We start from the raw sequence: 21,827 nt of genomic DNA, 5'->3' as shown, positions 1-21,827 counted from the left end.
CCCTGGGCGCGCCTACTGCTTCCTGATCAGGCAGCATACGTGCGTACGGGCGGCCGCCAGTCGGCGATGCCGGCGAAGCCGCGGAGCATGAGCCCCGGGGCGAGGCGGCCGGCGGCGCCGATCGCGGCGTCGCGCAGGACGGCGGGGGCGCCGGTGAGCATCGCCGCGCGGCCGGCCCGCGCGGAGCGGCGCACGATGTCCATGGTGCGCGGCAGCCGGTCGCGGGTGTAGGCGGCCAGCGCGGGCGCGAGGTCGTCGTGGGTGGGGGCGAGGTGGTGGGCGAGGACGATCGCGTCCTCGATGGCCTGGTTGCCGCCCTGTCCGAGGTTCGGGGGCATGGCGTGGGCGGCGTCGCCGAGGAGGGCGGTGCGGCCCACGTGGTAGGCGGGCAGGGCCTCGGCCATGAAGTGGACGTCGTGCCGGAGGACCGCTTCGGGTTCGACCGCGGCGAGGATGCCGGGGACGGGGTGGTGCCAGCCGCCGAAGCGGCGCAGCAGTTCGGCCTTCTCGTCGGGGGCGCGGTCGCGGGCGGGGGCGGGGGCGGCCGCGTAGGCGTAGACGCGTCCGTCGTTCAGCGGCTGGCTGCCCCAGAGGCGGCCCGCGCCCCAGGTCTCGTGCGGCGCGAAGGGCCGCTCGGGCGCGGGGACGACCACGCGCCAGGTGGTGAATCCGGTGTAGGCGGGCCCGGGGTGGGTGGGGAAGAGTGCGCGGCGTACGGCCGAGTTGATGCCGTCGGCGCCGACGACGAGGTCCGCTTGGAGGTCCCCGTCCTGGGTGGCGACGCGGGCCGGGCGGCCGGGGGCGCCGGGGTCGGTGAGGGTGGCGGGGGTGCCGGTGCGGACGGCTCCGTCGGGCAGGTGCGCGGTGAGCAGGCCGGCGAGGGTGGCGCGGTGCAGGAGGACCAGCGGGCCGCCGAAGCGGCGGGCCGCGGCCCGGCTGTCGGTACGGGCCAGCCAGCGGCCGTCGGGGGTGCGCAGGCCGGCGTCGCCCTGCCAGGCGGCCAGCGGGCGGACCTCGTCGCCCAGGCCGATGACGTCGAGGGCCCGCTGGGCGTTGGGGGCCAGGGAGATGCCGGCGCCGACGGGTTCGAGGGTGGCGGCCCGCTCGAGAACGGTGACCCGCCAGCCCCGCAGCCGCAGGGCGACCGCCGCGGTGAGGCCGCCGATTCCGGCACCGATGACGACGGCATGGGGCTGTTCCATGACTCCTCCTCGCACTACATCTGTAGTGCGAGGTTACTACGCCCGTAGTGGCACCGGCTAGGTTGGGGTCCATGACCGCAGCACGCAGCGCCCGCACCCCGGGGGCGTCCTCCCGCGCCGAACTGATCGCCGACACCGCCATCACGCTGCTCGCCGAGCGCGGCATGCGGGGCCTGACCCACCGCGCGGTGGACGAGGCGGCCGGCCTGCCGCCCGGCTCGACCTCCAACCACGCCCGTACGCGCGCGGCGCTGCTGGAACTCGCGGTGCGCCGGCACGCGGCCCGCGAGGCGGACGTGCTGACGCCGACGGAGATCGCGGACCTCGCGGGCGGGCCGGACGCGCTGGCCGACGCACTGGCCCTGGCGCTGCACCGCTCGCTCACCGGCCACCGCGAGCTCGTCCTGGCCCGCTACGAACTGGCGCTGGAGGCGACCCGGCGGCCGGAGCTGCGCAAGATCTACGACGAGGAGGGTCGGGCCTTCCGCGAACCGCTGGTCGCGCTCATGACCGCCGCGGGCTCGGGCGATCCGCAGCGGCACGCGTTGTCCCTGCTGGCGTGGTGCGAGGGGCTGATGTTCTCGTGCGTCGCCGGGTCGTTCCACGCCGAGGTGCCGGAGCGGGCGCAGCTGCGCGCCGGCTTCGCCGAGTTGCTGCGCGGGATGCTGGGCCGATAACCCTTGGCGCCGCCGCGCCCCGCCCGCCAGGATGGCGGCCATGATCACTCCCGAACGCATCGAACCGCCCACCATCGCCGGCGAACGCACCGCTCTCGAGGGCTTTCTCGACTATCAGCGCTCCACCCTGGCCATGAAGTGCGCCGGGCTCGACGACGCACGGCTGCGGGAAGCCTCCGTCCCGCCGTCGCAGCTGACGCTGCTCGGGCTCGTACGGCACATGGCCGACGTCGAACGGCACTGGTTCCGGCGGATACTCGCCGGGGAGACGGCGGCCGCGCCGATCTTCTACAGCGACGAGGACCTCGACGGGGACTTCCGTACCTCCGAGCAGGACACGGCCGAGGACGCCTTCTCCGTCTGGCAGGCGGAGATCGCCGCGGCCCGGGAGGCGGCGGGCGGGCGCTCCCTGGACGACGTGAGCGTCGGCATGCGCGCCAACGGCGAACGGTTCGATCTGCGCTGGATCCTGCTCCACATGATCGAGGAGTACGCACGCCACAACGGTCACGCCGACCTCATCCGTGAGCGGATCGACGGCGCGACCGGGGAGTGACCTGGGGAGTGACCCGGGGAGTGACCCGGGTAGTGACCCGGGGAGTGACGGTGTGGCGGACGGCGCGTGGGGGCAGGCCGTGATCCCGTATCACCCCTGCGAGGAGTTCTCAACGGGCGATGAACGCGAGCAGGGTTGGGCAGGTGCATCGAATGCCCGCAGCGGCCTGCCTCGTGGCGGTGGCGATGTCGGCCGCCACCGGCTGCGTCGCCGTCTCCCCGCATGACGACCGGCATGGCGACCGGTCCGTACCGCCCCGCCTCTCCCGTGCCGCGGAGCCGGAGGCCGGGCCCGGCCCTGCCCGCGAGTCCCTGATCACGACCGGGGACGGCCCCGAGCGGGGCAGGGCGTCGCTGGGACGGTCCACGGATCCGCCCCTGGTCCTGACCGGGGACCCTCCTTGGGGCCCTTCGTGGGGCCCGGGCCGGGAGCCCGTGTGGCGTACGGCAGAGGGTCCGGGAGGAGGCCCGTCCCAGGACGCGGCGTGGGAGCCCTCATGGCGGCCGTCATGGGGCCCGCCCGCGAACCGGGGGCAGGGCGCGGCCGGTTCGGCCCGTCCCGCCGGCCCCGGCGAGCGGCAGTCGGCGGAGCCGCCACGGACGGCCCGACCGCCTGCGGCCGACGGCCGTTCCGCCGAACCGCCCGCCTCGGCCCCCGTCCACCGTCAGGCTCCCGGGGCACCGGCCCCGCCCGCCCACCGGCACGGGGAGTCCCACAGCCGGTCCGCTCCCCAGTCCCACGGGGAAGCACCGGCACCCGCGCCGGCCGCGCCCGCACCGCCGCAGGGTCGCAAGGGCAACGGCGTCTGCGCCATGGGCGACACCTACGGCAAGTGGCAGAAGGGCGGCGACGCCTCGCGGATCTGCCGCCAGGTGTACGGGAACTGATCCGCCCCGCCCCCCCGCCACCGGGGCGGGGCCGCCGTCCGACCGCCGGCGGGCGGGCCGGCCATAAGGACCAGCCGGGCCAGATGGCCCGGCCCGGTCAGACGGCGAGGTCCGGGATCCGCCAGTCGACCGGCTCGTGGCCCTGGGCCGCGATGGCCTCGTTGATCTGGCTGAAGGGACGGCTGCCGAAGAACTTCTTCGCCGACAGGGGCGAGGGGTGAGCGCCCTTGACGACGGTGTGCCGCTCCTCGTCGATGAGCGGCAGCTTCTTCTGGGCGTAGTTGCCCCAGAGCACGAAGACGGCCGGGTCGGGCCGGGAGGCCACGGCGCGGATGACCGCGTCGGTGAACTTCTCCCAGCCCTTGCCCTTGTGGGAGTTGGGCTCGCCGCCGCGCACCGTCAGGACGGCGTTGAGCAGCAGGACGCCCTGCTCGGCCCACGGCTGGAGGTAGCCGTTGTCCGGGACGTCGTAGCCGAGCTCCTCCCGCATCTCCTTGTAGATGTTGCGCAGCGAGGGCGGCGTCTTGACCCCGGGGCGCACCGAGAAGGACAGGCCGTGCCCCTGGCCCGCCCCGTGGTACGGGTCCTGGCCGAGGATGAGGACCTTGACCCGGTCGAACGGAGTGGCGTCCAGGGCGGCGAACACCTCGCCGCGCGGCGGGTACACCGGCGCCTTCGTCCGCTCCTCCTCGACGAAGGCGGTGAGGTCCTTGAAGTAGGGCTTCTCCAGCTCCTCGCCGAGGACTGCGTGCCAGGACTCGGGCAGCACGTCGGTGACACTCACGTCGACAACCTCCGGTGGTTCGTTCCGTTCTCGTGTGAGAACTTACCGGCCACCACTGACAACGCCCTCCGCCCGGTCGCCGGGGGCCGCGGACCCCGGCGGCCGGGACCGTCGGAAGCCGTCAGACCCCGGCGTTGAGGAAGAGCCCGCCGTCGACGACCAGGGTCTGTCCCGTGATCCAGCCCGCGGCCTCGGACAGCAGGAACGCCGCCGCGCCCCCGATGTCCTCCGGCACGCCGAGCCGCCCGAGCGGGTAGGGGGCCACGGCCTCCTGCTCGCGCCCTTCGTAGAGGACGGCGGCGAACTGGGTCTTCACGAGGGCCGGGGCGATGGCGTTGACCCGTACGCCCGGCGCCAGCTCGTGGGCGAGCTGCAGGGTGAGGTTGACCATGGCGGCCTTGCTGATGCCGTACGCGCCGACGAAGGGGGACGACCCGAGGCCGGCGACGGAGGCGATGTTGACGATCGCGCCGCCGTTCTCCTTCTGCCATGCCTTGTACGTCTGCTGGGCGAAGCCGAGCGCCGAGATGACGTTGGTCTCGAAGACCTTGCGGGCGACGCTGAGTTTGAGGTCGGCGATGGGGCCGAACACCGGGTTGGTGCCGGCGTTGTTGACGAGGTAGTCCACGCGCCCGAAGGTCTCCATGGCGCGCTCGACGGCCACCGCCTGGTGGGCCTCGTCGTGGGCCTTGCCCGCCACGCCGATCGCCTGTCGCTCGCCGAGCGCCGCGACGGCCTCCTTGAGGGCGTCCTCGTTGCGGCCGGTGATGACGACGCGGTCGCCGCGGGCCACGAGGGCCTCGGCGATGCCGTAGCCGATCCCTCTGCTGGCGCCGGTGACGAGGGCGACTCTTCCGGTGAGCTCCCGCTCCTGAACGGTCATGTGTGTTTTTGCCTTCCGTCAGTTGAGAGGGCCGCCGGCCACGTACAGGACCTGGCCGGAGACGAAGCCGGCCTGCTCTCCGGTGAAGAAGGCGACGGCGTGGGCGATGTCCGCGGGCTCGCCGACGCGCTGCACCGGGATCTGGCTCGCGGCGGCGGTCTTGAAGTCTTCGAAGCTCATGCCCACGCGGGCGGCGGTGGCGGCCGTCATGTCGGTGGCGATGAAGCCGGGCGCGACGGAGTTGGCGGTGATGCCGAACTTGCCGAGCTCCTTGGCGAGGGTCTTGGTGAACCCCTGGATGCCGGCCTTGGCGGCCGCGTAGTTGGCCTGGCCGCGGTTGCCGAGGGCGGAGCTGCTGGAGAGGTTGACGATCCGGCCGAAGCCGGCGTCCACCATGTGCTTCTGGCAGGCGCGCGACATGAGGAACGCACCGCGCAGGTGGACGTTCATGACGGTGTCCCAGTCGCTGTCGCTCATCTTGAACAGCAGGTTGTCGCGCAGCATGCCCGCGTTGTTGACGAGGATGACGGGAGCGCCCAGCTCCGCGGCGACGCGGGCCACGGCGGTGTCCACCTGGGCGGAGTCGGAGACGTCGCAGCCGACGGCCAGGGCCGTGCCGCCCGCCGCCGTGATCGTCTCCACGGTGTCCGCGCAGGCCGCCTCGTCGAGGTCGAGGACGGCGACCGCGCGGCCCTCGGCGGCCAGGCGCACGGCGGTCGCGGCGCCGATGCCCCGGGCCGCGCCCGTGACCAGGGCTACGCGCTGCTCGGTGGTGGACATGCGGGTTCTCCTCACCTCGAAGGCGGCTCCCCGCCTTCCATCGCGGGTGAGCAACCGCTTAGTAGCATCGGACGATCTACGACGCTAGAAGCCCCGCCACCGGCTGTCAACGCCTCGCGGCGCACCGCCTCCCGTACGGCCCGCCGCTCACCCGCACCCGGCCGGCGGCCTCACCTGACGAGCAGGTCGAGGAGGCGCTCGGACTCGCTGTCGGGGTCGGTGGTCAGTCCGGTGTGCACGGGCCCGGGCTGGACGACCGTGCTGCGCGGCGCGATCAGCCAGCGGAACCGCCGGCCCGCGTCGTCGCAGGCCGCCTGCCCGGCGCGCTCGCCGCCGGCGCAGACGCCTTCGACGGCGTGCAGCGCGGCGCGTACGCCCGCCACGTCCGCCGTGGGGTCGAGGGCCAGCAGCCTGGCCTCGTCCAGATGGACGCGGGCGGCGACGTAGGACTTGGCCTGGCAGTAGACGACGACTCCGGCGTTGATCTGCTCCCCGCGCTCCACGCGCGGTACGACGCGCAGCAGCGCGTACTCGAAGACGTCGCGTCCGTTGTGGCGCGTCATTTCCCGGCCTTTCCGTTCAGCCTGACACGCACCCATTCAGGGGCCTGCGAGGGTTTGTCGGCGCTGCGCTCGCCAACAGTGATGCGATCGCCGATGGTCACCGCGCGTTCGAGCAGTACTTCGACGTAGGCGCGGCGCAGGGCGTCCGGGCTGTCGAAGCCGGGCTCGTCCGCGAGCCACTCGTCGGGCACGTCGGCGGCGACCTCGGTCAGCAGCTCCGCGGTGATGCGCGGGGCGAGCTCGGCCGCAGCGCCCGCGACGTCCGGGTCGAAGGAGGCGAGCACATGGTCGGAGGCGTCGTACGCCTTGCCGGCCGCGGCCGCCGCGCTCGGCCAGTTGTGGTGCCAGATCATGGTGGCGCCGTGGTCGATGAGCCACATCTCGCCGTGCCACACCAGCAGGTTGGGGTTGCGCCAGGAGCGGTCGACGTTGTTGATCAGCGCGTCGAACCAGACCACGCGCCCGGCCTCGGCCGCGTCCGTCTCGAAGGCGAGCGGGTCGAAGCCGAGGGCGCCGGGGAGGAAGTCCATCCCCAGGTTGAGCCCGCCGCTGGCCTTGAGGAGCGCCTGCACCTCGGGGTCCGGCTCGCCGCGGCCGATGACCGGGTCGAGCTGGATGCGGGCCAGCTCCGGCACGCGCAGCCCGAGGCGACGGGCGAGCTGCCCGCAGATGACCTCGGCCACCAGCGTCTTACGGCCCTGACCGGCGCCGGTGAATTTCATGACGTACGTACCGAGATCGTCGGCCTCGACGATGCCCGGGAGCGAGCCGCCCTCACGCAGAGGCGCGATATAGCGGGTCGCAACAACCTCTTCCAGCATTTCCCCAGGCCATCCGTCTCTTTAGCCTTGCACTCCACAGACCGCTTCGAAGGGGTGCGGCAGCGGGACTCGCCGGCGCGCCCCTTGCTGCCGGCCGCCTCCGGCATGAAGTGAGCATAGTAACCGAGGGTGATCGCGGGCGAGGAGATCGCCTGGCCCCGGCGGCGAACATGAATGGCGCCTTGGGCCACCACGCGGGTCTGCTCGGGGAGTGTGTCGGTCAGTCGACGGAGGGGCCGGTCACGGAGCCGCCGGGGTAGTGGATGCCGGTCAGGTAGAGCCGGCTGAGGTACAGCGCCGTCCGGGTCGGCCCCGGCACTCGGCTGACGACGGGGTGCCGGGCCGTGTCACCGCGCAGGGCATGGGTGTGGGTGCCGACGGCCCCCTCCAGCGCGTCCTTCCACCGCGGTGGGAGCGTCTTGTGGGCGCCGACCATGTCGGCGAAAAGGGTGTCCCCGCCGCGGGTGGGCAGCACGTGGCCCTGAAGCAGGGTGTAGCGGTCCGGCCGGGGCCGGAAGGACCGGTCGGTGTGCCACTGGGCGATGTCAGGGTGGGCCGAGGGGTGGATGTCGGTGGTGATGACCTGCACGTACGGGCTGTCCGGGTGAGGGGGGGAAGGAGTGCGGCGAGGGGACCGGCCGGGGCGAGCCGACGAGCCGGGCGACGGTCTCCAGTCCGCCAGGTCCGGGCCGTACGCCGCGCAGGACGACCACCCCGTGCCCGTCGAGAGCCCGCCGCAGCGCGTGGACGGCGGACAGAGCGGGTCTGATGTGGCCCAGGGAAATCAGCCGGTTGACCTCCATACTGTCGGCGTGGACGGCGGGATCCTCCGCGTCGACCACCCCGGTCGCCACGACAACGGCGTCACCGGTCCTCCAGCGGCGCACCCCCGCCCCCGTACGCACGACGACCCCGGCGGCGTCCGAGCCGATGACGTGGTACGGAAGGTCGTGCCGGGCCTCCCAGCGGCCCTGCTTCCCGTACTCCGCGAGGAAAGCGAAAGTGGGGACGGGCTCGAACACGGCTGACCACACGGTGTTGTAGGTGATACCGCTCGCCATGACGGCCACCAGCACCTCGTCCGGCGCGAGGGCGGGCATCGGCACCGGTCCGACGTGGATCGACTTCCGCACGTCCTTCTCGGCCGTACCGTCGAACATGCCGGCATCGGTGGCCCGCAGGTGCGCGGCGAGATACGTGTCGGCACGGGCAGACGAGCCAGCACGTCCGCCGGAGCGCCGGCGACTACTGTCTCACCCAGCGCGTCCAAGGGACTCCTCCCCCGAGAAAGACGGGTGGCGGAACGCGGCCCACCCTAGGCGGTCCCGCCGGTCCCGCCGGTCCGTGAAGATGCGAAATCAAGCCTGCGGGCGACGCGCAGTCGCCGTGGTTCCGCCGCCAGGCGGGGGTCACCGATGCCTCTGGGGCCGGCAGCCGCTACCTCGGTGAGGGATCCGGGTGAGTTCGGGCGGCGCCGGCGCGCACTGCGGCTGGGCCATGACCGACCACCAGTGGCCCACCACCCTCGACAACGTCCTCACAGCCCCGGCAGCATCCTGCAACAGCGCGTCGTACCCGTCACCGAACCCACTCAGTCGGCCGACCGAAGCCTCGCGAGGTGCGGCTCGCCGAATACGCCCGGTGCCATGACGGCACCGGGAGCATCCGGCATGACGTCAGTCCGGTCTCAACTGCCCAGAGGGCGGTATGCCGAGTTGAGTCGGTCGAGAGTCCAGCCTCCGCCGCCAGGACCGCACTGCAGCGCCGTGTCAGCCGTGCGGGACGCGTTTGTGCCGGTGTTGAAGTTGGCGTTGGGAGTATTGGGCATCAGGCCCATGTAGTACTGCCCGGCCGACGTCCACACGCATTGGTGCAGGTTGAGGTAGCGGTTGTCCGACAGGTCGAAGGATTGAACGGCGGAGTTTGCCCGCAGGAGACTCCAGCCGCCCCCGCCCGGGCTGCAGGTCAGCGTGGTGTCCGCGGTGTTGGAGACGTTGGTGCCCGTGTTGAAGTTGGCGTTCGGCGTGTTCGGGAGCACGGCTGTGTAGTGCTGCCCAGCCGAGTAGTACACGCACTGGTGGAGATTCAGGTACCGCCCGGCGGCGAGGTCGAAGGCCTTCACCGCCGAGTTGGCGGCAGCGGGACTCCAGCCCCCGCCTCCCGGGCCGCACGAGAGCGCCGTGTCCGGCGTGTTGGAGACGTTCGTACCCGTGTTGAACGCGGTGTTCGCCGTGTTCGGCAGCACGTTCGTATAGTGCCCGCCACTGCCGACATAGACGCACTGATGAAGATTCAGGTAGCGCTCGGCCAGCCGTGGCGCCGGCTGCGCCGCCACGGCGGTACTTCCCAGAATCAGGCCGATGGCCCCTGCAACTGCTGCCGTGACAAGGGAATATCTGCGCATGGCGCGCTCCTCCCGATCCGACGCCGCCCATCAGGGCATGTACGCACCAAGCTACTGATGTGACGCCCGCAGGAGGTCCGCGAGCGCACGGCGTACCCCGTATGGACTAAGCGATCGGTTGTCAGTGCGGCAAAGCGCTACCACGCCGCCGGACCGGCGCAGGCGGTGATGCGGTCGAGTGGTGCACAGTGTGTGGGACATCCGCTGGGCGGCACCGACGACGAGTGGGGCGTCATCGACCCTGATCCCCGCCAAGCCCAGATCAACAGGCTCACAGCGGAAACGCCAAGCTCAAGGAACGGCTGGATCAGTCGCACATCCACCCCGTTGTGCGAAGCGGCATTTCGTGCCCTCTTCCACAGGCCCATACGGTCGGATTCATGGAGTGGAATCTTTCGACGGCCGAACAACTCGCGGCTGCCTTGCGTGCCGGTGAAGTGACTTCGGCGGAACTGACCGACGAAGCGATCGCCCGTATTGAACGGGACGACGATGCGATCAACGCGATCTGTGTGCCGGACTTCGACCGTGCACGGGCCGCCGCGCACGATGCGGACCAGGCGCGTGCCCGCGGTGAGGACCGGCCCCTGCTGGGCATTCCGGTGACGGTCAAGGAGTCGTACGACATTGCGGGGCTGCCCACGACCTGGGGCATGCCGCCGCACCGGAACTTCGTGCCGGCCGAGGACGCGGTGCAGGTGTCACGGCTCAAGGCCGCGGGCGCGGTGGTGCTCGGAAAGACCAATGTGCCCCTGGGGCTGCAGGACATACAGAGCTTCAACGAGATATACGGCACCACCAACAATCCATGGGACCACCGTCGTACGTCGGGCGGATCCTCCGGCGGCTCGGCGGCGGCCCTTGCGTCCGGATTCGGCGCGCTGTCCATCGGCTCCGACATCGCGGGTTCATTGCGTACCCCCGCGCATTTCTGTGGCGTTTACGCGCACAAGCCGACACTCGGGCTGGCGGCGAGCCGCGGCATGGTCCCGCCGCCCGGGCCGGCCCTGCCGGTCGAGCAGGACCTCGCCGTCGTCGGTCCGATGGCGCGCACCGCTCGCGACCTCACGCTACTGCTCGACGTCATGGCCGGACCGGACCCGCTGACTCTCGGTGCGGCGTACCACCTGACGCTGCCGCCCGCGCGCCACGAACGGCTCCGCGACTTCCGGGTCCTGGTCGTCGACGAGCATCCGTTCATTCCGACCGGGTCCGCCGTGCGGGCGGGCGTGAACCGGGTGGCCGACGCGCTTGTCGACGGCGGCGCCCGCGTCGAATGGCACAGTCCGCTGCTGCCCGATCTGACCGAAGCCGCGATGCTCTACAGGCAGTTGCTGTTTTCGGGCTCCGTCGCACGTTTTCCTGTCGAAGCGTACGAGCAGCTGCAGTCCCGCGCCGCCGCACTGAGCGCGGACGACCAGAGTCTCGATGCGGCGATGCTGCGCGGCATGGTGTTCAGCCACCGCGACTGGATCGAGGCGAACAGCCGTCGCGAGCTCCACCGCCACGGTTGGCGGCAGTTCTTCGCCGAGTTCGACGCCGTGGTCTGTCCCATCACGCCTACTCCCGCGTTCCCGCACGACCACAACCCCGATCCGAGGAAACGCCGGATCGACATCGACGGCGTCGAGTATCCGTACTTCGACCAGCTCGTATGGGCCGGTCTGGCCACGATGCCCGGTCTACCCGCCACCGCAATACCAGCGGGTCGGTCGCCCGAGGGTCTGCCGGTGGGAGTGCAGCTCATCGGTCCGATGTTCGAGGACCGCACCCCGCTGCGGCTGGCCGAATTGCTCGAGCAGAAGATCGGCGGCTTCCAGGCACCGAAGACACCATGAGCAGACCCGCACCACCCGGCGTGGTGCGAACCCGTGTTACAGCACGACTACATGAACTGCCGCCCTGGCCACCGGCTGGAAGCCGGAGCAGTACCGCGATACCTACCACGAGCAGGTGAAGGAGCTGGTGCGGGCGAAGGCCGAGGGCCAGGAGGTCGAGCCTGCGCCGGCGCCCTCGGAGGGGGCCAACCTCGTCGACTTGATGAGGGCGCCGCACGGGCGGAGGCGGGTCCCGACGCGGAAGGCCGCCACCGGAAAGCCGGCCAGGGGCAAGAAGATCGCTATGCCAAGGCCCGGCCGGCGCGCCGGAACCGGCCGCGGCCGTGGGCGCTGGGCCGGCGGGAAGAACAGCACCGGCCTGTCCGGGCTCAGCAAGGCTGAGACCCACCAGCGGGCCGGCAAGCTCAGCGGCCAGCGCCGCGCGGATCTGGACGCGCTCGGCACGCGCGGGACCAGCAATGTGGGGAGGGGGACTGCGTGGCGTTCCAGGGTCACTCCTTTTGGTGAATTGCGTGGATGTCGACCCAATGGGGCTACTGTGTCTGCTGCCCTGGATGCATCCCCGTCGAAACGGGGACGGCATCTACGGCAGGGGGGCACAATGCGGCTCACACGATGCTCAGTAGCCGAAAAGCCATCCACAGGACGAAGAATCTCCCGGATCGCGGCGCTCGCCGCAGCGGCGGCCCTCGGTGTGGCGGGGTCCGGCGGGGCTGTCGCCGCCGAACGGGCGCAAGTCTCAGTCCTGTTCTGCTTTGGCAGCATCACCATGAACGTCACCCCGGGGCCGGGGGGCGTCACCGGCAATGGCAACCTCACGTGCGACGAACCCAGTGGCTCCCGGCGCACTGCCACCATCCGCATCTCGGGCTCCGTGGGCGGCGGCAGCGGGATGGTGACCGAGACCTTCACCACGGACACCATCAGCTACAGCGACGGCCAGGCCTCCACCCTCGATGTGAGCAGGCGGTTGGAGAGGCTCTCCACCGGCACCAGCGGCAACGCCCAGAGCACAGGCACCGGAAGGGTGGACAGCGGCCAGTACGACGGTGCCGGTGAGAACGAGCAGGCGAGCGGCACGTTCCGCACCGGCACCAATGGTACGACGTACACCTTCGGTGACTTCAGCCTGAGCTTGTCACAGTAGTCCGTTACTGTTCGCCTCCGCCCGATGGGCGGAGGCGAACGGGGGACTTTGGGCCGGACAGTTGGCCTTGCTGACGGAGTGTCATTGGGGCCGAATAGCGGGCAGCAGCTGAGGACGCCTGGATGAGCATCGGCGCCCTCGGCGGCGCCGCCGCCCTGGCCGCCGGTGCGGGCATGGTCACGGTGGCCCGCCGGACGCTTCCATGCCCCGCGTAACCGATCTCGTGCCTGCCGGGTTGGATAATCATGATTATCCAACGCATGACCTACCTTCTCGGCGCGGTCGCCGGTGCCGCCGTGATCGCGGCCTCCTCGCTTCCGGCCGCGGCCCACGTCCCAGCCACGACGTCGGTGGCCAAGGCCGCAGCCCACTGCGGCTTCTACCACGGCAAGGCGACGACCAGGCGCGGAGACCGTGGTGACCGGGTCAAGGAAATCCAGTGCATCATCAACCGCTGGAACGGTGGCGCCCCGCTGAAGGTGGACGGCGTTTTCGGACCACGCGTGGAGAGCTGGGTCGTCTACTTCCAGGACAAGCGCGGGCTGAAGGTGGACGGCGTCGTCGGGCCCCAGACCTGGTCCTCTCTTCGGGCGGTCTGAACACTTCCCGACGTCCCCCTGCTGCGCCCGGGCTCCAGGCTTGCCCCGGGTGCAGCAGGACGAAGCGGTCCGCGCCCTCGCCCTCGGACCAGCCGGCGCGGCCGGGCCGGCGCCAGAACCATTGCAGGGTGCGGCATTTGATCGCGCCTATGCCGGGAACGCAGGTCGACGACCGCCCGGCCGGGTGTTTCATGAGCGACCACCTATGAAACACCGATGTCCGGACTGTCGGCGGAACCGAGAATGCCTTCCCTCGTCGAACTGATCACGCGGGGACTCATCTGCGGGCTTGCGACGTTCCCGAGCTCCGCCAAGTGGGGTCGGCACCCCTCGTCACCCCGAAGGTTGCGTGGGGACCCCGGACTTGGGCAGAGAGCGCGTCGTCGGCGTCCTGCGGCGTTGAAGGAAGGAACGGGACCGGAACACGCCAGAAATGTGCCGTAGTAACCGGTAAGCGCTGGTCAGCGGTTGGCCGAGCTTGGACTGACCAGATCCTCCGTCACGGGTAGGCACTCGGAGAGCAGGTCGACGACGTCGCGCCAGGCTCGCTGCGCGTGCCGTGGGTGGTAGCCGACGCCGGGGACCACGGGGTGGTCGACCGGCGGGTGGTGGAAGGCGTGCAAGGCGCCGCCGTAGACCACGAGGCGCCAGTCGACGCCGGCGGCCTGCATCTCGGCGGTGAACGCGTCCCGTTGCGCGGGCGGCATGATCGGGTCTTCCGACCCGACCCCGGCCCACACCGGGCAGCGAATGCGCGCCGCCTCGCCCGGTCGGCCCGTGGTCAGCGCGTTGACTGTCCCGATCGCGCGCAGGTTGACGCCGTCGCGCCCGAGTTCCAGCCCGATGGCGCCCCCGGTGCCGTAGCCGACGGCGGCGATCCGGTCGGGGTCGGTCCGCGGTTCGGCGCGCAACACGTCGAGCGCCGCATGACCGATGCCCCGCATCCGGTCGGGGTTGGCGAGCAGCGGCATGCAACGGGCCAGCATCTCCTCGGGGTCACCCAAATAGCGCCCGCCGTGAAGGTCGAAGGCCAGCGCTACGTATCCCAGCTCGGCGAGAGCATCGGCCCGGCGGCGCTCGACGTCGCTGAGCCCCATGCCCTCTGGCCCGAGCAGCACCGCGGGCCGGCGGTCGACGCCGGCCGGGAGTGCGAGGTGCCCGATCATCGTCAGACCGTCGGCCGGGTACTCGACCGTGCGCGTGGTAATCGTCGTCATGAGACTGGACCTTAGTGAGCGTCGAGCGAGGTCGGGCCGGGGTTCACCGCTGGCAGAACAGCGCGGATGTCCCTCTGAAATACGGCGATGACTCACAAGGAGCGTCAAAACCCCGTTCCCACGGCAGCGCTATCGGATCACCTGCCCAGGCCACGGTGTTGGAAGCTGACCCAAGCGGCAGGATTCTGGCGTATACCGGCCCGGCAGCTGAAGGGGTGTCACCAGCTAGGCATCTCACGGTTCAGGCGGCCTGGTCGAGGCCGGCGGCGGTCAGGTCCTGCTCGCGAAGCGGGGTGAAGTCGACGTCGAGCTCCCAACTCCCGCCGCTCCGCCTCGATCGCCGGCAGCAGCGCCGCCCCCGCCGACGGCCGCGGAGCGGCCAAGGCACACACACTCGCAGCCTCCCCGCCCCCTGCCCCGGGAGATCGCTGGAGCCGTCCATCCGCCCTCGCCCCCGCACCCGCGTCATCCGCGTACGGCCGGTGTGCCCTCTCTTGTGCGCATACGCGCCCTGTGTGCGCTCTGTGTGCGCTCTGTCGCGGACATCTCACATGGGCTGTCCTGGAATGCCGGTCTCCCCTTGCGGATGGAGTGTCTCCGTGTCCGATGCGTCCTTCCGTGACGTGCTCATCGGGATCAGCCCCTTCGGCGTGCCCGACGCCCGGCTCGTCGCGGCGTTCACCCGGGCCGGCGGCCTCGGCGTGCTCGACCTCGGTACGGGGGGTCGGCGGGCCGGAGAGGAGCTGGAGCGGGTTCGGCGCTGGGCCGCGGGGCGGCGGTACGGGGTACGGCTCGGTGCCGAGTGCCGGTTCGTGCCCGCCGATCTCGCGCCGGGGCCGGCCGGGGGCGGGGCCGGCCCGCACACGGTGGTGCTCGGCGTGGGGGCGGACTGGCCGGTCCGCGAGGCGACCGGCGCGTACCGGGTGTTGGTCGAGGTCACCACCGTCGAGGAAGCCCTGGCCGCCGTACGGGCCGGGGCGCACGGCCTCATCGCGCGAGGCGGTGAGAGCGGCGGCAGGGTCGGCGCGGTCGGCACGTTCGTGCTCCTGCAGCAGGTGCTCGGCGAGCCGGGAGTGACCGTCCCCGTGTGGGCCTGCGGCGGCATCGGACCGCGGACCGCCGCGGCGGCCGTCGCCGGTGGGGCGGCCGGAGTCGTGCTGGACAGCCAGCTCGCCCTGCTGGCCGAGTCCGGCCTCGACGGGCGGGCGGCGGCCGAGATCCGCGCGATGGACGGTTCGGAGACCGTCGTCGTCGACGGTCGCCGAGAGCTGCTGCGCCGCGATCGACGCGCCGGGCACCTGCCGGTGGGTCAGGATGGCTTCCTGGCCTCCGACTTCGCCGACCGCTGGCAGACTGTGGCCCGGACCGTCCGGGCCCTCTCGGAGGAGATCGAGGACGGCCTCCACGACGGAACGGCCGCCTCCGCGCTGCGACCCGGTTCGGCGTCGGCCCAGGCGCTGGGCGTCCGGCTGCCCGTCGCACAGGGGCCGATGACCAGGGTGAGCGACCGGCCCGCGTTCGCCGCCGCCGTGGCCGCGGAAGGCGGGCTTCCGTTCATCGCGCTCGCCCTGGCACCGCCGGACCGGGTGCGCGCTCTGTTGTGCGACACCGCGGCAGCCCTCACCGGGCGTCCTTGGGGCGTGGGCGTGCTCGGCTTCGCACCGGAGGAGATCCGGGATGCCCAGCTCGATGTCATCCGGGAGGTACGGCCGAGCCATGCCGTCATCGCGGGCGGGCGGCCCGCCCAGGCCGCCGCCCTCGAAGAGGCCGGGATCGCCACGTTCCTGCACGTCCCCTCACCCGGCCTGCTGCGGCGGTTCCTGCGAGCCGGGGCCCGCAGGTTCGTCTTCGAGGGCGCGGAGTGCGGCGGTCATGTCGGACCGCGGAACAGCTTTCCGCTGTGGGAGGCGCAGACCGCGGTGCTCGCGGACTTCCTGGCCGGGCACAGGGGACAGGGCGCTCAGGAAGCAGCCGGCGCCGGTAGCCGGGAAGGCCGCGTAGAGGTGTTCTTCGCCGGCGGCATCCACGACGAGCGGTCCGCCGCCATGGTCGCCGCCCTGGCCGCCCCGCTGATCCGGCACGGCGTCGCGGTGGGGCTGCTGATGGGGACGGCCTACCTGTTCACGGAAGAGGCCGTCGCCTGCGGCGCCGTGCAGCCGCTCTTCCAGCGGCAGATGCTGGCGGCGCACCGCACGACCCTGCTGGAGACGGCGCCGGGCCACGCCACCCGGTGCCTCACGACCCCCGTCACGGAGGGCTTCGGCGCGCTCAAGGAGCGGCTCCGGGCGCAGGGTGTGCCGGCACGGCAGCGCTGGGAGAGCCTCGAGCGGCACAATGTCGGACGGCTGCGGCTCGCCAGCAGGGGCGTCGAACGCGGTCCCGGTGGGGAACTGGTGCCGGTGGGCGAGGACCGGCAGTTCCGCGAGGGCCTGTTCATGGCCGGGGACGTCGCGGCGCTGCGTTCGGGCGTCACCAGCGTCGGAGCGCTGCACCGTGCCGTGACGGAAGGGGCCGCGGACCACCTGGAGCGGCGGGCCGAGGAGCTGCGCCGGGTACCGGAGGAGGGCCCGCCCGGGGAGACGTCCCGGGCGGCCGTCTCCCGGCCGCTGGACATCGCCGTGGTCGGCATGGCCTGCATGTTCCCGGGCGCTCCCGACATGGCCGCGTTCTGGGCCAACGTGCTCAGCGGTGCCGACGCCGTCACCGAGGTGCCGGCCGACCGCTGGGACCCCGCCCTCCACCACGGCGCGGCCACCGTCTCCAAGTGGGGCGGATTCCTGCCGCGCATTCCCTTCGACCCGCTGCGCTACGGCATTCCGCCCGCCTCCCTGGGCAGCACCGAGCCGGTGCAGCTGCTCGCGCTCGAGGCCGCGCGCCGGGCGCTGGACGACGCCGGGTACGGCGACGGCGGCCGGGGCGACAGCGGCAGGCCCTTCGACCGCTCCCGCGCCTCCGTGATCTTCGGCGCCGAGTCCGGAGGCGAGCTGTCCCACGCGTACACCCTGCGCGCGGTCCTGCCCTCGTACTACGGCACGGTCCCGCCCGGCCTGGCGGAACAACTGCCCACGCCCACCGCGGACTCCTTCCCCGGGATCCTGGCCAACGTCGTCTCCGGACGCATCGCCCGCCACTTCGACCTGGGCGGGGCGAACTACACCGTGGACGCGGCGTGCGCCTCGTCCCTCGCCGCTGTCGACTCCGCCTGCAAGGAACTGGTCACGGGCAGCAGCGACCTCGTCCTGTGCGGGGGTGCGGACCTGCACAACGGCATCACCGACTACGCCCTCTTCTCCTCCGTGCAGGCGCTCTCCCCGACGGGACGGTGCCGCCCGTTCGACGCCGCGGCCGACGGGACCGTCCTCGGCGAGGGCGTGGCCTGCGTGGTGCTCAAGCGGCTGGCCGACGCCGAACGGGACGGCGACCGCGTCTACGCCGTGATCAAGGGGGTGGGAAGCTCCAGCGACGGCAGATCGAGCAGTCTCACCGCGCCGTGCCCGCAGGGCCAGCGCGCCGCCCTGGAGCGGGCCTACAGGAGTGCCGGCGTCTCACCCGCCGACGTCGGGCTGGTCGAGGCCCACGGGACGGGCACCGTCGTCGGCGACCGTACCGAAATGGCCACTCTCGACGAGGTGTTCACCGCGGCCGGGGCACGGCCGGAGAGCTGTGCCCTCGGATCCGTCAAAGCACAGATCGGGCACACCAAATGCGCCGCGGGCCTGGCCGGCCTCGTCAAGACCGCCCTGGCGCTGTACACGGGCGTCACACCGCCGACCGCGCGGCTGGAGCGGCCCGGCCCCTCCTGGCGGGAGGGGGACAGCCCCTTCGTCTTTCATACCCGGCCCCGGCCGTGGGCGGTCCCGGCCGCCGGGCGGATCGCGGGGGTCAGCGCCTTCGGCTTCGGCGGCACCAACTTCCACGCGGTGCTCGCCGCCCACGAGGCGGGCCTGCCCCCGCGGCACGGCCTGGACGCCTGGCCGGCCGAGCTCTTCCTCTTCCGCGGCAGCGGCCTGCCCGCCGCCCTCCGCGCCGTCGGGACGATGCTGGAACTGGCCGAGGCCAACGACGCGGCCGGACGGCCCCGGCGCCTGCGCGACCTGGCCCTGACGGCTTCCCGCGCGGCCGAGGCCGGCCGGGAACCGGTGCAGGTCGCCCTGGTCGCAGCCGATCTCGACGACCTCGCGCGCAAGCTGCGCCGGACCCTGGAGACCGGCGGCCCGGCAGCCGGGGGCCGCCCCGTACCGGGCGTCCACGTCGCGGAGCCGGGGAGGGGGACGGACCCCGGCAAGGTCGCCTTCCTCTTCCCCGGCCAGGGCAGTCAGCGCCCCGGCATGTTCGCGGACCTCTTCATCACCTTCCCGGAGCTCCAGCGCCACCTCGGCCTCGGCCGGGAACACGCCGCCGCCCTCCACCCCCCGGCCGCCTTCGACGACGTACGGCGAGCAGAGCGCCAGGCCCGCCTCACCGACACGCGGGCGGCCCAACCGGCGCTGGGCATCGTCGGCCTCACCGCGCACGCCCTCCTCGAAACCGCCGGCATCCGGGCCGACATGGCGGCCGGACACAGCTACGGGGAGCTCGTGGCGCTCTGCGCGGCGGGCGTCATGGATGCCCGCACCCTGCTGCACCTGAGCGCCGAGCGGGCGAACGCGATCCACGCGGCCGCCGCGGCTCACGAGGACGGGCCGGGCGGCATGGCGGCGGTCGCCGCCGCGCCCGCCGACGTCGAACGCGCTCTCGCCGAAGCGGGCCTGTCCGGCCGGGTCGTCGTGGCCAACCACAACGGCCCGGCCCAGACCGTCGTCTCCGGTCCGATGGACGCGATCGACGCGGCGGTGCGGGCCGCACGCGCCGCGGGCTGCGCCGCGACCCGCGTCCCGGTGGGCTGCGCCTTCCACAGCCCGCTCGTGTCGGCGGCCGGAGCCCGGTTCGCCGAGGCGCTGGAGGGCCGGGCTCTGGGCGCGCCGGAGTTCCCCGTCTGGTCCAACCGGACGGCCGCCGAGCACGGCGGTTCTCCGGACGTGCTGCGCGCGGAACTGGTCGCACAGATCGGTGCGCCGGTGCGCTTCGCGGAGCAGATCGAGGCCATGTACGCGGCGGGGGCCAGGATCTTCGTCGAGGCCGGGCCGGGCACGGTGCTCACCGGCCAGGTCCGGTCGATCCTCAGCGGCCGGCCGCACCGGGCCGTCGCCTGCGTGGGAAGGCCCGGGGAGGACGGGCGCGAGCTGCCCGGATTCCTCGACGCCCTGGCCGCGCTCGCGGTCGCCGGGCTGCCGGTGCGCACCGGCTGGATGTTCCGCGGCCGTGACGCCGTCGACGCCGAACCCTTGCCGCAGGAGCGGCCGGGCTGGACGGTCGACGGTCACCTGGTCCGCACCCGGGACGGTGAACCCGTGCCCGGCGGGCCGGCACCGGCCCGGCGCATCGCCGCCCCGGCGGTGACGGCCCCGTACGACGAGGGTGAGCCACGAGCGGACGCCGACAAGGACGGGCTGGTCTCCGAGTTCCTGCGCACGAGCAGGGACATGATCGCCGCCCAGCGCGATGTGCTGCTGGGGTACTTCGGCGCCGGGCCGAAGGAGCCCGTGACACTCCAGGCCCAGGCGCCCCCGCGTCCGGTCCCGGCTCCCGTACGTCCGGCGCCGGCGGCCGTGGCGCCCGCCCCCGCCGCGCCGCCCGCGGCCCTGACCGAGGCGGACGCGCTGAAGCTGGTGTCGGAGGTCATCAGCAGGCGCACCGGCTACCCGCTCGACATGATCGAGCCGGGCCTGGACCTGGACGCCGATCTCGGCATCGACTCCATCAAACGGGCCGAGATCGCGGGCGAGTTCGCCCAGCGCGCGGGCCTCGGCACCGGCGACGGCGTGGCGGCCCTCAGCGACGAGGAGCTGGAACAGCTCGGCAAGGTCCGTACCGCGGAAGCCACCGCGGCATGGCTGATCAGAAAGATCGCCGCCGGGTCCCCGCCGGATGGGAACCCGCAGCCGTCCGTGCCGGCGTCCGGCGGAGTCCCGCGGCGGTTCCGGCTCGGGCCCGTACCGCTGGGCGGGGTTCCCGCGGCAGCGCCGTCCTCCCGGCTCGTCGGCCGCCGCTTCGCGCTGCTCGGAACCGGCGACGTCGCCACGGCGCTGGCGGCCCGGCTGGCGCGGCACGGGGCGCGGACCGTGGTCCTGCCGGCCGATCACCTGCTGGGCGAGCGGGACGGCCCTGTGGACGGCGCGGTGCTCCTCGGCCCGCTGACCGGCTCGGACCTACCGGTCCTCCCCGGTACGTACCCTGTCGTCCGGGCCGCCCTGCGGTGCGGCCCTCACTGGCTGCTGACCGTCCGGGCCGCCGCGCCGTACGACGCCCGCACGGCCGGCCTGCGCGGGCTGTTCCGCACCGTGGCCCGGGAGTATCCGCGGGCCGTGTCCCGGCTCGTGGAGCTGTCGCCCGGCCTGCCCGCGTCCGCTGTGGCCGAGGCCCTCGCCGCGGAGATCCTTTCCGACGAGCGGGACGCCCCGGTCGTGCTCCGGACCACGGGCGGACGGCAGGGCCTGGAGTTGCGGGAGATCCCAATCGTCCGCACGGAGGCCGCCCTTGCTGGGCAGGACAGCGACGCCGACGCCACGGCCGCCGCCGGGCTGGACCGCGATTCGGTGGTCGTCCTGGTCGGCGGGGCCCGCGGCATCACGGCACGGTTCGCCGTCGCCCTCGCGACCGCCGCCCGCTGCCGGATCGAGCTGCTGGGCCGTACGCCCTGGCCCGACCCGGACGAGGAGCCCGCCATCGCCGCGGCGGGCGACCCGGCGGCGCTGTACGGCGCACTCGCGGCCCGCGGCGGCCTGACGCCGTCACAGATCCGCGAGGAGAGCGCGCGCATCCTCGCACGACGCGAGATCGCCGCCACGATGGACGAGTTGAGGGGCGTGGCCGCCCGCGTGCGGTACCGGCCGGTGGACGTCCGGGAACCCGAGGCCGTGTGCCGGGCGGTCAAGGAGATCCATGCCGAGTACGGTCGTCTCGACGGCGTCGTCCACGGTGCGGGCGTGATCGAGGACGGGCTGATCGCGCAGAAGTCCGCCGAGTCCTTCCAACGGGTGTTCGCCACCAAGGCGGACGGCGCCGCCACGCTGCTCGGCGCGCTCGAAGGGCTGCCTGCCCTGCCCGCCTTCGTCGTGCTCTTCGGCAGCGTCGCCGCGGCGCTCGGCAACCGGGGCCAGGCGGACTACGCGGCGGCCAACGACGCGCTGGAGGAGCTGGGGGCCCAATGGGCGGCCCGCACGGGAGGCCGGGCCCTGACCGTCCACTGGGGGCCATGGGCCCCCACAGGCCCCCACCCGGGGATGGTCACCCCGGAGCTCGGCCGCGCGTACGCCCGGCGCGGAGTCGGCCTCATCGACCCTCACGAAGGCGCACGGGCCCTGCTCCGCGAACTCGCCTGGGGCGGCATCCGGTCCGGTGCCGTCATCTACACCGCCCCGGGCCGGTGA

Annotated in this window: 16 protein-coding genes and 1 pseudogene; 7 read left to right on the top strand and 10 right to left on the bottom strand. The window is 72.8% G+C overall.

Going from position 1 to position 21,827, the window contains the following annotated elements:
• Positions 1-26: 26 nt before the first annotated feature.
• Complete coding sequence (locus ABZ956_RS07115; protein ID WP_361888180.1) at positions 27-1,202, bottom strand: FAD-dependent monooxygenase; 1,176 nt, start codon at positions 1,200-1,202, stop codon at positions 27-29.
• Positions 1,203-1,273: 71 nt separating this feature from the next.
• Between ABZ956_RS07115 and ABZ956_RS07110 the strand changes: the two genes are divergently transcribed.
• The 3 genes from ABZ956_RS07110 (at position 1,274) to ABZ956_RS07100 (ending at position 3,322) form a co-directional block, all read left to right on the top strand.
• A complete protein-coding gene (locus tag ABZ956_RS07110) occupies positions 1,274-1,879 on the top strand; it encodes a TetR/AcrR family transcriptional regulator (protein ID WP_361888177.1) in 606 nt (201 codons plus the stop codon).
• A 43-nt stretch (positions 1,880-1,922) separates the two neighbouring features.
• Positions 1,923-2,435 carry a DinB family protein gene (locus ABZ956_RS07105; RefSeq protein WP_361889374.1) on the top strand — a complete coding sequence of 171 codons (513 nt, stop codon included), beginning with the start codon at positions 1,923-1,925 and terminating at the stop codon, positions 2,433-2,435.
• Positions 2,436-2,587: 152 nt separating this feature from the next.
• Positions 2,588-3,322 (top strand): hypothetical protein, encoded by a 735-nt coding sequence (locus tag ABZ956_RS07100; protein ID WP_361888174.1) that lies wholly within the window; start codon positions 2,588-2,590, stop codon positions 3,320-3,322.
• Between the two features lie 97 nt (positions 3,323-3,419).
• Here ABZ956_RS07100 and ABZ956_RS07095 read toward each other — a convergent pair whose 3' ends face one another.
• The 8 genes and pseudogenes from ABZ956_RS07095 to ABZ956_RS07060 form a co-directional block, all read right to left on the bottom strand.
• A complete protein-coding gene (locus ABZ956_RS07095; RefSeq protein WP_361888171.1) occupies positions 3,420-4,106 on the bottom strand; it encodes a uracil-DNA glycosylase in 687 nt (228 codons plus the stop codon).
• A 121-nt stretch (positions 4,107-4,227) separates the two neighbouring features.
• On the bottom strand, positions 4,228-4,989 hold the full coding sequence (locus ABZ956_RS07090) for an SDR family oxidoreductase (protein WP_361888168.1): 762 nt from the start codon (positions 4,987-4,989) through the stop codon (positions 4,228-4,230).
• 18 nt (positions 4,990-5,007) lie between these two features.
• The gene (gene fabG, locus ABZ956_RS07085) at positions 5,008-5,769 is read right to left on the bottom strand and encodes a 3-oxoacyl-ACP reductase FabG (protein ID WP_361888166.1); all 762 of its coding nucleotides are present in this window, start codon (positions 5,767-5,769) and stop codon (positions 5,008-5,010) included.
• Between the two features lie 170 nt (positions 5,770-5,939).
• Complete coding sequence (locus tag ABZ956_RS07080; RefSeq protein ID WP_361888164.1) at positions 5,940-6,332, bottom strand: DUF3037 domain-containing protein; 393 nt, start codon at positions 6,330-6,332, stop codon at positions 5,940-5,942.
• Positions 6,329-7,153 carry a HipA family kinase gene (locus ABZ956_RS07075; RefSeq protein WP_361888161.1) on the bottom strand — a complete coding sequence of 275 codons (825 nt, stop codon included), beginning with the start codon at positions 7,151-7,153 and terminating at the stop codon, positions 6,329-6,331. The genes ABZ956_RS07080 and ABZ956_RS07075 overlap by 4 nt, the downstream gene beginning before the upstream one ends.
• Before the next feature lie 220 nt (positions 7,154-7,373).
• On the bottom strand, positions 7,374-7,742 hold the full coding sequence (locus ABZ956_RS07070; protein WP_361888159.1) for a TauD/TfdA family dioxygenase: 369 nt from the start codon (positions 7,740-7,742) through the stop codon (positions 7,374-7,376).
• A 211-nt stretch (positions 7,743-7,953) separates the two neighbouring features.
• Positions 7,954-8,423 (bottom strand): annotated as a pseudogene (locus ABZ956_RS07065) (alcohol dehydrogenase catalytic domain-containing protein); the annotation flags it as partial.
• A gap of 417 nt (positions 8,424-8,840) precedes the next feature.
• A complete protein-coding gene (locus ABZ956_RS07060; RefSeq protein ID WP_361888157.1) occupies positions 8,841-9,557 on the bottom strand; it encodes a hypothetical protein in 717 nt (238 codons plus the stop codon).
• 380 nt (positions 9,558-9,937) lie between these two features.
• Between ABZ956_RS07060 and ABZ956_RS07055 the strand changes: the two genes are divergently transcribed.
• The 3 genes from ABZ956_RS07055 to ABZ956_RS07045 all read left to right on the top strand — a co-directional run bounded on the left by ABZ956_RS07055 (position 9,938) and on the right by ABZ956_RS07045 (position 13,141).
• The gene (locus ABZ956_RS07055; protein WP_361888154.1) at positions 9,938-11,395 is read left to right on the top strand and encodes an amidase; all 1,458 of its coding nucleotides are present in this window, start codon (positions 9,938-9,940) and stop codon (positions 11,393-11,395) included.
• Between the two features lie 769 nt (positions 11,396-12,164).
• A complete protein-coding gene (locus ABZ956_RS07050; RefSeq protein ID WP_361888152.1) occupies positions 12,165-12,542 on the top strand; it encodes a hypothetical protein in 378 nt (125 codons plus the stop codon).
• Between the two features lie 260 nt (positions 12,543-12,802).
• Positions 12,803-13,141: a peptidoglycan-binding domain-containing protein gene (locus ABZ956_RS07045; protein ID WP_361888149.1), complete on the top strand. Its 339-nt coding sequence runs from the start codon at positions 12,803-12,805 to the stop codon at positions 13,139-13,141.
• A 461-nt stretch (positions 13,142-13,602) separates the two neighbouring features.
• Here the strand turns inward: ABZ956_RS07045 and ABZ956_RS07040 are convergent, their stop codons facing one another.
• Positions 13,603-14,358 carry a dienelactone hydrolase family protein gene (locus ABZ956_RS07040; RefSeq protein ID WP_361888146.1) on the bottom strand — a complete coding sequence of 252 codons (756 nt, stop codon included), beginning with the start codon at positions 14,356-14,358 and terminating at the stop codon, positions 13,603-13,605.
• A gap of 566 nt (positions 14,359-14,924) precedes the next feature.
• Here ABZ956_RS07040 and ABZ956_RS07035 point away from each other — a divergent pair.
• The gene (locus tag ABZ956_RS07035) at positions 14,925-21,827 is read left to right on the top strand and encodes an SDR family oxidoreductase (protein WP_361888143.1); all 6,903 of its coding nucleotides are present in this window, start codon (positions 14,925-14,927) and stop codon (positions 21,825-21,827) included.

It is taken from the genome of Streptomyces sp. NPDC046261 (genome assembly GCF_040646235.1).
Lineage (GTDB): Bacteria > Actinomycetota > Actinomycetes > Streptomycetales > Streptomycetaceae > Streptomyces.
This window is presented reverse-complemented; position numbering and strand designations above follow the sequence as displayed.